The 12260-nt window shown below is 59.4% G+C and carries 13 protein-coding genes; all 13 read right to left on the minus strand.

Annotated elements, in window-relative coordinates:
* The coding region (locus VL688_12075; GenBank protein ID HTL48787.1) for a polysaccharide biosynthesis protein at positions 1–530 on the minus strand (530 nt) is incomplete at its 3' end.
* Positions 520–732 carry a helix-turn-helix domain-containing protein gene (locus VL688_12080; protein ID HTL48788.1) on the minus strand — a complete coding sequence of 71 codons (213 nt, stop codon included), beginning with the start codon at positions 730–732 and terminating at the stop codon, positions 520–522. The genes VL688_12075 and VL688_12080, both read right to left, overlap by 11 nt.
* Positions 733–827: 95 nt before the next feature.
* Entirely contained in the window at positions 828–1673 is an 846-nt protein-coding gene (locus tag VL688_12085; GenBank protein ID HTL48789.1) for a hypothetical protein, read from the minus strand.
* Positions 1673–2395, minus strand: a complete 723-nt coding sequence (gene cmk, locus VL688_12090) for a (d)CMP kinase (protein ID HTL48790.1) — start codon at positions 2393–2395, stop codon at positions 1673–1675. The genes VL688_12085 and cmk overlap by 1 nt, the downstream gene beginning before the upstream one ends.
* A complete protein-coding gene (locus tag VL688_12095) occupies positions 2392–2940 on the minus strand; it encodes an NUDIX hydrolase (protein ID HTL48791.1) in 549 nt (182 codons plus the stop codon). Before VL688_12095 ends, cmk begins: the two co-directional genes overlap by 4 nt.
* Positions 2930–3619 (minus strand): class I SAM-dependent methyltransferase, encoded by a 690-nt coding sequence (locus tag VL688_12100; GenBank protein ID HTL48792.1) that lies wholly within the window; start codon positions 3617–3619, stop codon positions 2930–2932. The genes VL688_12095 and VL688_12100 overlap by 11 nt, the downstream gene beginning before the upstream one ends.
* Positions 3616–4521: a class I SAM-dependent methyltransferase gene (locus VL688_12105; protein HTL48793.1), complete on the minus strand. Its 906-nt coding sequence runs from the start codon at positions 4519–4521 to the stop codon at positions 3616–3618. Before VL688_12105 ends, VL688_12100 begins: the two co-directional genes overlap by 4 nt.
* On the minus strand, positions 4502–5899 hold the full coding sequence (locus tag VL688_12110) for a glycosyltransferase family 87 protein (protein HTL48794.1): 1398 nt from the start codon (positions 5897–5899) through the stop codon (positions 4502–4504). The genes VL688_12105 and VL688_12110 overlap by 20 nt, the downstream gene beginning before the upstream one ends.
* On the minus strand, positions 5896–7512 hold the full coding sequence (locus VL688_12115) for a DUF2079 domain-containing protein (GenBank protein HTL48795.1): 1617 nt from the start codon (positions 7510–7512) through the stop codon (positions 5896–5898). The genes VL688_12110 and VL688_12115 overlap by 4 nt, the downstream gene beginning before the upstream one ends.
* Entirely contained in the window at positions 7509–8624 is a 1116-nt protein-coding gene (locus VL688_12120) for an SGNH/GDSL hydrolase family protein (protein HTL48796.1), read from the minus strand. The genes VL688_12115 and VL688_12120 overlap by 4 nt, the downstream gene beginning before the upstream one ends.
* Positions 8621–10309, minus strand: coding sequence for a hypothetical protein (locus VL688_12125; GenBank protein HTL48797.1), 1689 nt, complete (start codon positions 10307–10309; stop codon positions 8621–8623). The genes VL688_12120 and VL688_12125 overlap by 4 nt, the downstream gene beginning before the upstream one ends.
* Positions 10306–11790, minus strand: a complete 1485-nt coding sequence (locus tag VL688_12130) for a hypothetical protein (GenBank protein ID HTL48798.1) — start codon at positions 11788–11790, stop codon at positions 10306–10308. The genes VL688_12125 and VL688_12130 overlap by 4 nt, the downstream gene beginning before the upstream one ends.
* Positions 11774–12260: glycosyltransferase (locus tag VL688_12135; protein HTL48799.1), on the minus strand; the 487-nt coding region annotated here is incomplete at its 5' end. The genes VL688_12130 and VL688_12135, both read right to left, overlap by 17 nt.

A 12260-nucleotide genomic window follows, 5' to 3' on the forward strand; every position in this document is an offset into this window, starting at 1 on the left:
CGCACGACGCTGAAGCGCGTGGCATGGGTCCCGGAGTAATTGTTGGCCACGGTGAAGAGCTTGTCCGAGCACAGCTTGGTGGCGCCGTAGAGGTTGATGGGATTGGCGGCCTTGTCCGTGCTGAGCGCGATTACTTTTTCCACGCCCTGGTCGATGCAGGCGTTGATGACGTTTTCCGCGCCGAGAACGTTCGTGCGGATCGCTTCGATGGGATTGTATTCCGCGGCCGGCACCTGTTTGAGCGCCGCGGCATGGACCACGATGTTCACGCCGTGAAGCGCGCGGTTCAGGCGGTCGCGGTCGCGCACGTCGCCGATGAAAAAGCGCAGGCAAGGGTCCTTGAACTGCTGCTGCATCTCGAACTGCTTGAGCTCGTCGCGGCTGAAGATGATCAGCTTCTTCGGGCGGTAGCGGTCCAGCATGATCTGCGTGAACTTCTTCCCGAAAGAGCCCGTGCCTCCGGTGATGAGCACGACTTTGTCTTTCCAGTTGATCTTGGTTTCCGTGATCACGGGCGCGTTATTTTTCATAGGTCGAGGCTTTCTCTCTTTCGGAGACAATGGCGGGGGATATGGCCGTCAGCAGGTCTTTGCCGAGGATCCGGTACTGGCCCCCAATTTTTGTGGCTTTTAAGGTCCCCTTTTTCATGAGACGCATGAACGTGGAGGGGCTGATCTTGAGGATTTCCTGAACTTCTTTGGACGTATAAACCGTCATTTCTTTTATTTCCATGAGAGCTCCTAAGATGCCGTAAGAGGGCCCTATAATAGAAGCGCGGACCGAGGAGGTCAAGAAGTATTATCTTATGTCAAAACTAGTCAAAATCGTCAGACCTTGGGGCGGAAATCAAAGAGGGCATCGAAATCCCGGTCCACGCCCCGGTCCTTGAGATTCTTGGCCGCAAGCCCCAGAAAAACAACCGTGGAGGCGGCGGCGTAATAGAGAAGCAGGAGCGCCCGAAAGTCCCCTTTGCCGAAGAGGCTGAGAAGCGCGGCCAGCGTGATCACATTCATGACGGTCGGAAATGTGCCGGAATAGTGCACGATCATGAAAATCCGCTTGGGAAGGCTGTGCTGCTTGGGCTGTTCCGGAGCGCCGGCGCCCACGGTTTTGACGATCACGTCATGCGTCTTCCCCATTTTGGTCAGCTTGCCGACAAAGGCGCGGGACTTGGTATCGTGGACCGCCAGCAGCATCGTCTGAGCGAGCGACATCACGAAACCGCAGAAAAGCCAGAAATGGGATCCCGTCTTCGCGAAATACCCATACCCGAGCCCAAGCGCGGTCGAACCGTGCACGATGTAGTGATTGAGATAATCCCAGTAGCCGCCCGTGATGGGCAGGTCGGATTTTTCTTTCGTGATTTCCTTCCGCTTCACGTAATCGCGGTAACGCGCGAGCTCGCCGTCCACGCAATCCAGGATGTACCAGAACTGCAGCACCAGCGTCCCGAGAAAAAAAACGATCTTGTCCGGACAAAGAAAGAAAACCGCCGAGAGCAGTCCGGTCAAGATCATGACAAAGCTCACCTGGTCCGGCGTGACCGCCGTCGGGATCAGCGCGCGCGTCAGGAAAATGGACAGCGAGCGGCTGACGTAGCGCATGTAGACGTTGGAAACGTCTTTTTTCGCCGTGGTCTGGCAAATGGCCTTGAGCTCCTGAAGGCTTTCCATCAGGCCTCCACCCGGCGCGCGAGCAGCGCGGCGTTTTCCACGACTTCGGCGCCATGCGTGATGTAGTACTGGAGGATCAGCGCGTCCTGCATCGCCTCGGGGCTGTCCGAATTGTCGTAGACAATGGCGTCTTCCGCTCGGCGCAGGGGCGCAATCTTCCGGCTGCGGTCGGCTTCGTCCAGCTCGTCGATTTTCGGGAGGAGCTTTTTGTAATCGCCCGCCGCTTTTTTCTCGGCATCCGTCATCATCTTGAACATGCGCCTGGCGCGCACGTCCGCGGACGCCGTGATGTAAAACTTCCACACCGCGTCCGGAAACACCACCGAGCCGATGTCGCGTCCTTCCATGACGATGGTCTGCTCGCGGGCGTAGGAACGCTGCAGCTGCGTGAGGTGGTCCCGCAATTCCGGGATCACGGCAATCTTGGAGGCGAACAGGACAATCGAATCATGATCGAGCTTTTCGGTCCAGTCCTCTCCGTTCACGTAAGTCCGGAACGTCGCGGTCCCGGATTCGAAACGGATTTTGGCCGCGCGCGCCGCACGAACCACGTCTTCACGGGCCTCCGGCGCGACACGGTTATCCATGCAGAGCTTGGCAACCGAACGGTACATGTGCCCCGTGTTGACAAAGGTGTAGCCCTGGAGCCGCGCGAGCGCCTGGGCCACGCTGCTTTTCCCGACATACGACGGGCCGTCGATGGCAATGACGTTTGTGCTCATGCCGCGCCTCCGAAGAAATAAAAAAGCGCGAGCAGGGTTTTCGCATCCTGAATTTCGCGGGAACGGATCATGGCCTTTACCTGCGCGCGCGTAAAAACCCGGGCCTGGATGATTTCATCGCTTTCATGCGCGATTTTCTTTTGGACCAATCCTTCGGCGGCAAAGCAATGGATGAGCTCTGTGTTGAAGCCGGGAGAGGCATAGACCGCGGCGAGTTTCTTCCAGCGCTTGGCCGCGTAGCCGATTTCTTCGACGAGCTCGCGCTTGGCGCAGGCCAGCGCGGATTCCTTGGGCCCGATGGTGCCGGCCGGAATTTCCCAGAGGTATTTTTCGGCGCCGTAGCGGTACTGGCGGATCAGGATGAGGCGGCTGCGGTCGAGGACGGGCACCATCACGCTGATGTCGTGGCGGTGCACGAGAAGGTCGCGGTCGAGCGTCTGGCCGTTGGGCCACACAACGCGGTCCAGGAAAACATCGAAGCAGTAGCCCCGGTAGATTTTCTTGCGGCTCAAACGCCGGGCTTTGATCTCGGTTTTACTTTTCATGGTATTGCAACGGGATTTGTTCCGGCGGCACCTGGAAATCCGGCGCCGGAAGCTCGGCTACGGTGAATTGGGTAATCGACGGGTCGGGCGCGCTTTCGATCGGGCATGACGTCACGATCCGCAGGCGCATTTTAGCGTAGGTCTTTTGCAAATCATAGCCGTATCTTGAAAACGTGATGTCCGTGTCCTCGTTGTGGATCAGGTACCGGCGGCTGAGGCGCATCATCTCCGCCAGGATTTTGCGGGCCTTTTCGTAATCGTTATGCAGGATCACGGCCGAAGAAAAAACAGCATCGAAGCTTTTGTCCCGGAACGGCAGACGCTCCGCGTCCGCTTCCGCAAGACAGCGCGCGCCCTGCAAATAGCTGCGCGCCTTCAAAAGCTGCGGGCGGCTGAAATCAATCCCCGCGACAAGCGCGCCGGGCTTTGCGGCACGCTGCAATTGTTTGCCGTAACCGCAGCCGATTTCCAGGAACGCGGCATACTCCAGCTTCTGGATTTCCCCGCCCAGGAATTCGCTCCGCCGCGTCCGGTCGGCCGCCGCTTCCTGCTCCTCGAAATAATGCTGGCCTCCCCTGTTCTGCCAATACTGGCGCGGCCGGCCATAGCGCAGCAGCCGGTCGAGCCGCGGATAACGGCTGAGCCAGCTCGTCCAGGCGTGCTTGAGCTTGGAAATCATTTCTTCCTCGCGACCATGAGCAGCCGGTTCTGCCGGCGGAAGATCTTCTGCAAAAGGATGATGATTTCCCCTGCCAGCCGCTCCAGCGGATTCAAACGGTACTTGGCCAGGTCCGTGCTCGAATAAAAATGTTCCACGGGCTGAAAACCGTTCTGCTCCAGAAGCCGCGTCAGACTCGCTCGGTCGAAATAGGTGACGTGCTCCAGGAAATAGATTTTTTTGATGCCGGTTTTGATCTTCCCGCCGCTTAGGCGGTAAACGAGATCCGAAAGCAGGCGCAGGAAGCTCGCTTCGTTCGGCGTGGCGATGAGGAGGAGGCCGCCTGGAGCCAGAAGTTCATGCGCCTTGCGGATCATTTTATGCGGGTCCGGCACGTGCTCGATCACGTCCAGGATGGCCGCGGCCTGAGGCTTTTCGCCCGACGCATCCAAAGCTTCGAAAAAGCCGGTCTTGAGATGGAGACCGAATTTTTCCCGCGCGAGTTCGGCATTCGTGCGGCTCGTATCGATGCCGTCCACCTGCCACCCTCTTTTTTTCGCCAGCGCGAGGAAAAGGCCGTTGCCGAACCCCACTTCGAAGAGCCGCCGCGCGCAGCCGCCGCCATGTTTTTCCAAAAGCCCGAGGCTGGCATTGAATTCCTGCAGCGTCTTCGTCTCTGTGTCCAGGCTTCCGTATTCGTAGTAGCCGTCATGAAACTCATTCAGGGCTTTCAGGGTTTCGGAAGACTCATAGGCCGCGGCCATGCCCGCCGGGTCCAGGCAGGGATCGAGATAACTCAGGCCGCAGGCGCATTTGTAGACCTGCGTATGCTCGAGCTCATACAGGTGTTTTCGTTCGCGGCCGCCGCAGAGCGGGCAGGCGTCCAGCTTTTTCAGGTAGGGTTCAAGAATGGAGGCGGGCATGCGGCTCCTGAGATTCAGGTTTCGGAAAATGCGTTTTCGACGACCTCAGCGTCCAGAAGACAAAGGCGGCCCACAGCACGACATTGGCCCAGGTCCCCATGCCCGCGGCTTTTCCGTAGGGAAGCATCTGCAGAAAATAAATCACGCAGGCCGCGCGCGCCGCCGCGGAAATACCCGCCGGGGCAAGCGGCTCGGCGCGCCTTCCCGCACCCATGAGCGCCAAAAACGGAAAGGCCCAGACCACGAATTGATGGCTGCGCGCCACGGGCGAAAGCAGCGGCATACTGAGAAAAACCAGGGAGATTTCGAGCGCCCCGCGCAGCGCGCGAGGATTTTTTTCTTGAGACGTCCAGAGCGCCAGAAGACAAAGAAACATCAGACCCTTCACGGCGGTGGTCAAAAGAGACAGCTTCTCGAGTTTGATGCCTCCGAAAAGAACGGGAAGTTTGCGATAACGCGTGGCCGCCTGGATCGGATACGAGCCTTCGTCCGCATACCGGTTCCGGTCTTTGAGTAAAAGGCGCGTGAGCCCGCCTTCGAGCGACTGGTTTTTCTCCGTGAGCTTGGCTGTTAAGGCTTCGAAGCGGATCTGCTCCGCGGATTTTTTCAGCGGATGACCGTCGTCCTTTTCCCGCTTCGCCTGCAGCGTGACAAGCGTGGGCTTGATAATCCTGCCCAGCCATTGGCGATGGTAGACCCTGTTTTGACCGGGGCCGAAAATAAGCGTGGGAATCAGGACTGTCAGAGCCGCCAGCCCGGCCAGAGTCCCGCCCAGCACTTTCCATTGCCGCTTCAACAGAAAATAAAACAAAAACAGCGCGGGCGTGGCTTTCAGCAGGATCGCGGCGGAAAGCGCGAATCCGGCGCGGAAGTTTTTGGAATCCTGATAAAGGCCAAGGGCCAGCACGCAAAGCGCGAAGACCAGGATGTTCGCCTGCGCCATGATCAGGTTGTCGAGCAGGAGCAGGAAGAGCATCGCGAAATATAGCCCCTCGCGCCACGGCTTCAGGGACTCGGCTGAAAATCCTCCCGGCATGTCCAGGAGGCGGCCGCTTTTTTTCAGGCACCAGCCATACAGGAAAACGTTGAGCGCGTTGAAGAGAAACGCGGCAAGCCAGATCGGAAAAAACGCGAACGCGGCAAAAAAGCAGGCCGCGGCCGGAGAATAAAGGAACGGCCCTTTGTTGCCGGGCGTTCCATAATATTCGCCCTGGTAGTAAATCCCCTGGTGCGTGAGCACCGCCTTCCCCGCCGCGTAAAAGGTGTCGAAGTCATTGGAGCCCTTATGCGCGCGCGCGGCCGCCACGATGCCTGTGATCAGGATAAATCCCAGGATGGCTGCCGTGATCAGACGCGTGGCTTTGCAGGAACAACTCATGCCGCCTCCTTTTTGCGGAAGACCTTAAAAGTGCCGGACTCGAATTCCAGCGCGTAGCCCGCGGCCGCAAGCTGCGCGAAATCCGCGGCGGCCTTTTCCCCCAGCAGTGTTTCGTCGACTGCGACCGTCGTAGCCGCCAGCGCGCGGGCGGATCCGCCTTCCCTCGGATGCTGGTTCTCGTAAATGTGCAGCTCCTTACGGTCCGCCGCATGCGGCGCGAAAAACTCGTGCGTGCGCAGGGATTCGTTCGAAGGAATCTTGCGCAGGTAATCGCGGACAAGACGCGTGTGGGCATTGTCGTAAGAACGCGTGACCTGGATCACGTAAAGCTCTGAAACGCCAGCGCACAGCAGCGAGGCGGCGATCACGTAATAAGGAAGCCAGCGCGCGCTTTTCATCCGCGCCGCGCCCTCGACGGCGGAAATAAAAACAAACGGCGTGAGGAAAGCCGTGTATTGGAAGAAAATCGAGCGCGTGGCCTCGTTGCGCGAAATCAGATTCTGCGCCAGCATGGGAAGTGTCAGCAGCAGCGACGGCGGATCGAGCAGGCTGAGCCAGCCGAGCGGCGCAAAAATCTTGGCGAGATAGGAAACCGTTCCCGCATTGGCAAGCTGCCGCGCCAAAGCGGAAAGCCCCTGATCCTTCCAGGCCATGAAATTTCCGGAAAGGTAAGCGTAATCCTGGCCGGAGAAGGCCGGGATCCAGAAGCGGACGGCGGCAAAAAAATAAACGGCGGAGAAGGCCATCCATCCCAGGCCAAAGGACCGGCGGCCGGGAAGAAAGCAGAACGCATAGGCGCCGAGCGCAAACGTGACAAGCGCCGCGTTCTCTTTCGACAACAAGGCCAGCAGCAAAAACAGCGACGCCTTGCGCGTTTTGCCGCCGTCGAGGAAATAATAGGCCCAGAGAAAAAGCGGCATGGCCGCGACTTCGGGATGAAAGTCAAAGCGCACGGCATTGCGGACCGGCAGGTACAGGACAAACGCGGCCGCGAAGGAAAGCGCCAGAGCCGGACATTTTTTCCGAGCCAAGAGATAAACCGGGAAGATGCTGCTGGCCGCGGCGATCGCCTGTAGAAGGAGAAGGTTTCGCGGATCGGGCCAAACCGCATAAGGAAGCGCGAACAAGGCGAGCAGCGGCGAAAAATGATCGCCGAGCAGGCAGATGCCCCCTTTGATGGAAGAATAAAGGAAAGCGCCGTGCGCGGTGTTCCAAACCGCCTGCGCGAAAATCGCGAGGTCGAAAGAGCTGTGCAGCACGTCGTGGCGCAGCCAGGCCGAAGCCCCCCAAACCTCCGCGGAAAGCGCAAACAGCACGAGGGTCCAGCTGGCCGGTGTGAGTTTGAGAGACGCAAGCCATGAGAAAATAAAACTGCGCCGGGTTTTACCGTTTTGCACCGCCGCCTCACGGAGACCGGCCCAGACGAGCACCAGGAGCGTGAGAGCCGATACCGCGCCGCGGTGCAGCCAGGGCTTTTGCCCGGCCAGGTCCGCGAGCCTGCCCTGGATCAAGAAGCCGCCGCCGGTCAAAAAAATAAAACCCGCGGCCAGGAGAAAAAGATCGAAGGCCATGCTTTCCAGGGATCCGGACTTGCGGGGTTCCAGTGTTTTCATGAGGCCTTGAGGAGAGATTTGTTTTTTAAATAATCGACGAGCGTTTGCGCCACGAGCCGGTTGCCTGCCGCGGTCCAATGGAGATCATCCGTAATGTACCAATGCGCGGCCGGCTTTTCAGCGAAAGCTTTTTGGAAAACAGGCGTCAAATCCACGGCGTCGATGCCTTCCCGATTCGCAAACCGAAGCATGGAATCCCGGACCGGCTCCACCGTCCCGGTGAGCCAGCGCTGCGGCGGCACGATGACGAGCACCGCGGGAACGCCGGCCCGTTTCAGGTCATGGACCATGTGGCTCAGGATCACGCGGCCGAGCACCCATTCCGGGCTGGAGTCCGGATCTTCCAGGCCCAGCATTTTCTGCAGGCGGATCATGGCTTTCAGCGTGACGCGGTAAAGCGCGCTATTCATCAGGAATTTTTCCAGCGGACTTTTTCCGATGAGGTCCGGGAACTGAACCGTGGAAAAATTTTTGTCCCGCGGCACGGGAACATGGCGCAGCTCCAGGGCGCCGTCCTTCAGGCTAAAATACGGCTTTCCGTAGCCGGCATCATTGAACGCGCGTGTCGCGCGCCAGAAATCTTCCGGGTAAACGCTGATGAGCACCAGGTCGGGATGCGTTTCGGAAAGCTCGCGCTGCGCGCTGAGGTAGATCTGGTCCACGCCATAGCCCGCCACGCCGAGATTCAGCACCTCGAGCGAAGGATCGAGCGCTTCCATTTGCGCGGGAAACGTTTCGTTGTCATGAACGCCGAAGCCGAACGTGAAGCTGTCTCCTGCCGCGAGAATCCGGAACGAGCCGGGCTTCTTGTAGTCCGCGTACTCGCGGGTGCCGCGATAGCCTTTGGAATTCAGGCTGACCGGCACGGTCTGGCCGTTTTTCTTCAAAGACGAGGACGTGTTTCGTTGATGGGTCCAGCCCAGCGTGGCGTCGTACTCGATCCAGCTGGATTCCGGAATGATGGCCCAGCCTGCCGCGGCTTGCGGCTTCGGCGCTTCGGGATAGAGTTTACGCAGCACGAGTTCGCTCACGCCCAAAAGGAAAAGAAGGACAACGGCGAGGAGTAAAAAGTTCTGCGCCTGCGGGCGCGACGGAAGCACGCGGCGCGTCATGCGCCCACCCACTTATAAATGAAGAACGGGGCGGGCTTCTTTTTAACGGCGTAGATCAGCCGCTCGAGAGCGCTGCCTTCGTTCACGCCGCTGAGAGCCGCCAATTCCTTGACGCGCGGATCACCGCGAAACGGATCCGGAATGTCGTTGGCGTAATAAACGTAGCCCTGTTTGGCAAAGCGTTCGAAGTCTTCGATCGTGCCCGCGTTCGGGCCCAGACGGTTCCAGTCCTCATAGCCCATACCCACGAAAAAGGTATCCTGCTCCAGGCGCGGATGGTTCAGAACGTAATCCGAACAGTAATACAGCGCAAGGTCGCGCAGGCGGAACGGGATGTCCGGATAACGGTCCCGGTAAATCGTGTCCGCGGTGTGGTAGAGCCGGTGCACGCGCTGTCCGATTTGCAGCCGGAGCCAAAGAATGCTTTTCAGGTCCAGCACCAGCGTCCATGCGAGCGCCGCGCAAAGGACAGCGGCGAAGATTTTCCGCGGCGCGCCGGGAGCCATTCCCTGCCACGCCTTTTGGAAAAGAAGCACGGCCAGGACCGTCAGCGGGATCATCATGCCGCTGAAGTAGCGCGGGTCAGGCTCGAAGAAAATCATGAACGGGATTTCGCCGAGCGCCCAGCAGGCAAAAAACAGAACCGGCAACCCGGGTTTCTCCGCGGCGATTTTTCCGCGGCGCAGGAAAGCCGCGGCCCCGGAAAAAATCAGCAGCCAGAGAAAGGCAAAGCCGAACGTGCGCGCCACCGACACGGGCCAGACGTATTGGAGGGAAAAAAGCGCGGGCGAAGTTTCGTCCTGATAGCCGCATCCGTAGTTGCGCCAGAGGAAGCGCAGGACGCGTTCCGGACGGAAATGAAAATGCTGCTGGCCCGCGTCAAAAAGATGAAGGACGGGCACGTCCAGAAAGATCAGGAACGCCAGCACCGCAAGCCACAAGGCCAGCTTCCCCTTCTGGTCTTTCCAGTCGAAGAGCCGGAGCACCGTGTAAAGCCCGAGCGCGAGCGGCAGGCTCAGCGCGGGTTCTTTGGTTTTCATGGCCGCGAATCCGAGCGCGGCAAAAGCGGCCAGGCGCGCGAGAAAAGGTTTCCAGGCCGGATCACGCCGGTCAAACGACTTGAGGATCGGAAAGGCAAAGACCAGCGCGGCCATGATCAGGCAATGCACCAGCGTGATCGCGTCCATCAGCCACATCAGGTGCGGGTAATGCGCGGGAACAAGCACGAAAAAAAACGTGCCGCCCAGGGCGAACGGCAGCGACCGCGTGACGCGCCGCAGGAAAACGAAAAAAAGCGTGGACGTTCCCGCAAAAAAAAGACTCTTTAGGAAATAATGCGGGAAAGACTGCATGCCCCAGAATTGTTCGATGGCTTTCTGGACCACGGTCAGAAACACGCGCTTGCTGTACAGCTCGTTGTACCGGTCCACCTGTCCGGTCCAGTGAATGCTGGTGCTCCAGGGCCGGAAGAAACTCTTGAGGAGCGGGCCCCACGCGATGTCGTGAGCCATGAGCAGCCGGTCCCAATCGTCCATGTCCGCGACCGGAAGCCCCTGCAGCAGCAGCGCAAGCCACGCGGCCACGGCCAGCGCGACCGCGAAGGCAAAGGCGTTTCCTGGAAGCGCAAAAAAAGCCGGGGGCCGGGCCGGAAGTTTCGCCGTTTCCTTTTGTCCGAGAAGCGTCATGAGTCTTGCCCCTTTTCCGCGATCAGGTATTCCAGGGCCGCCCCGCGGAGCCGCGGCGAAGGGCCTGGAGGCTCCGGCGGCACGTCGGTTTTACCGGCGCGCACGCATTCGGCTAGGACGCAGGCGATGGCCACGTGAATCCAGAGAAAGAATTGAAGGAAACAGGTTTCCATGAGGGAACAGAACATCCAGGCGAGAAGCGAGGCAAAGCAGCCGATCTCCAAGAAAAAAACGCCTCGCCGCTGCGGCAGCCACATCACGCTCCAAAGCCCCGAAAGCCGGCGCTGCATGAAGAAAAGAAAGAGCGCGAGGCCCACCACGCCTGTGGCCCCGAGCAGCATGAACAGAAGGCCGTGGAAATCCGTGATGTAATGCGGGAATCCGACGCCGAGCACCGGGTGCTCCGCCAGGATGTGCTTCAGCACGCGCAGGTCGCGGAGCCGGTAGATTCCCAGGCAGCCGAAATTCTGTTTGTCGTGAAGCGTGTACTGCCAATAACCCGGATCCAGAAGCTGCGGCAGGTTGCGGACACGGCAAAAGATGTCGTTGTTGGCCGCGCAAAGGAGCGCCACGATCCCCACCAGCAGGATCAGGATGAATTTGCGCCGCACGCGGAAGATTTTCGGGAGATTGAAGACCTTCACCTTGGCGCGCGTCAGCACGGAGAACGGCAAAAAAGCGCCGAGGAAGCTGAACCAGGCCGTGCGGGAGCACGAGGCCACGAGCCCGCAGAAGATCAGCACCATCATGCCGAACTGCACAGACCTCAAGGCATTGTCTTTTTCCGCCGCTTCCAGCGCCATGGCGTAAAAGACGCTCAGCGCGCAGAGAATGCCGAGATGATTGTTGTGGATGAGCGTCAGATCCAGGAAAGACGTGCCGGCGGCGGTATTCACGACGCCGAGGATGATCTGCAGGCAGACGCTTCCCAGGTAATACGTCAACCCGAGCGTCAGAGGGAAAAAATCCCCGGAACGGCTCAGCTCCTCCTTCAGAAACGCCATGAAAAAACAGGTCAGGACCAGCACGAGAAAAAGGTTGGCCAGGATGCGCAGCGATTTACCGGGATAATCGAGCATGAACGAATCCGCAACGCCGATGGCAAGGATGAGGAAGATCGGCAGAAACGCGCGCGCGCCGGACAGTGTCGAGCGGAGGTCGCTCCACACACCTCCGCGGATGAGCCGCACGAGAAGGCTCAGGAAAAGCGCAACGTGAAAATGCTTGAGCGTGAACGGAAGGACTTTGAGAAAACCGGCGGGGTGAAAAAAACCGCTGAAGAAAAACGCCGCGTATAACGCAAAGCGGAAATCGACCATGAAGAGAAGGGCCAGTACGATCCAGCTCGCGCGCGCGGCCCAGAGCCACGGCCCCTGTAAAAGCGTGGCGCCGAGCGCCGTGAAAAACAGCAGGTGCCAGGAAATCCTCTTGGGCACGCTTTTTTCGACGCCGTCGCGGGCCAGGTCAAGCAGTCTGTTCATGCAGCACCTTTCCCACGAGGACCTGCTCGTAAACTTCGAGGTTCTGGCGCGCGGCCTGCGGCCAGAGGTAATTCGCCTGAATGTGCTTTTTCAGGCGGTCCGTGCGCGGCGCGCTCAGCATCTTCATGGTCTGCGACCGGATGCTGTCCGGCCGGTCGGGCCGCACATAAAGCACGTGGTCCCCGAAATATTCCTGGGTCGCGCCCTGGTCCGTGATCACGACTTTTGCACCGGCAAGCCCGGCTTCCAGCGCGGCGAGGCCGGGCGTTTCCAGCCAGGTGGCGAGCAGAAACGTATTGCAGGCCGCATACGCGGAAACCAGCAGCTCGGAGCCGTGCGGCAGCCCGCCCAGGAAATGCATCTGCGCCCCGGCTTCGCGGCGGCAGGCTTCGTAATAATCCTGGTAGGCCGGGACAGGATCTCCGATGAAGACCACGGGCCGGCCGATTCCCTTGAGCGCGCGCACGACG

The sequence above is a fragment of the Verrucomicrobiia bacterium genome, assembly GCA_035495615.1.
Taxonomy (GTDB): Bacteria; Omnitrophota; Omnitrophia; order Omnitrophales; family Aquincolibacteriaceae; genus DATJFP01.

Excerpts from the sequence above, each read along its gene's own strand:
- VL688_12080 (HTL48788.1), bottom strand. The coding sequence starts at position 732 with ATGGAAATAAAAGAAATGACGGTTTATACGTCCAAAGAAGTTCAGGAA.
- VL688_12095 (HTL48791.1), bottom strand. The coding sequence starts at position 2,940 with ATGAAAAGTAAAACCGAGATCAAAGCCCGGCGTTTGAGCCGCAAGAAA.
- VL688_12110 (HTL48794.1), bottom strand. The coding sequence starts at position 5,899 with ATGAGTTGTTCCTGCAAAGCCACGCGTCTGATCACGGCAGCCATCCTG.
- VL688_12130 (HTL48798.1), bottom strand. The coding sequence starts at position 11,790 with ATGAACAGACTGCTTGACCTGGCCCGCGACGGCGTCGAAAAAAGCGTG.
- VL688_12125 (HTL48797.1), bottom strand. The coding sequence starts at position 10,309 with ATGACGCTTCTCGGACAAAAGGAAACGGCGAAACTTCCGGCCCGGCCC.
- cmk (HTL48790.1), bottom strand. The coding sequence starts at position 2,395 with ATGAGCACAAACGTCATTGCCATCGACGGCCCGTCGTATGTCGGGAAA.
- VL688_12120 (HTL48796.1), bottom strand. The coding sequence starts at position 8,624 with ATGACGCGCCGCGTGCTTCCGTCGCGCCCGCAGGCGCAGAACTTTTTA.
- VL688_12100 (HTL48792.1), bottom strand. The coding sequence starts at position 3,619 with ATGATTTCCAAGCTCAAGCACGCCTGGACGAGCTGGCTCAGCCGTTAT.
- VL688_12105 (HTL48793.1), bottom strand. The coding sequence starts at position 4,521 with ATGCCCGCCTCCATTCTTGAACCCTACCTGAAAAAGCTGGACGCCTGC.
- VL688_12085 (HTL48789.1), bottom strand. The coding sequence starts at position 1,673 with ATGGAAAGCCTTCAGGAGCTCAAGGCCATTTGCCAGACCACGGCGAAA.
- VL688_12115 (HTL48795.1), bottom strand. The coding sequence starts at position 7,512 with ATGAAAACACTGGAACCCCGCAAGTCCGGATCCCTGGAAAGCATGGCC.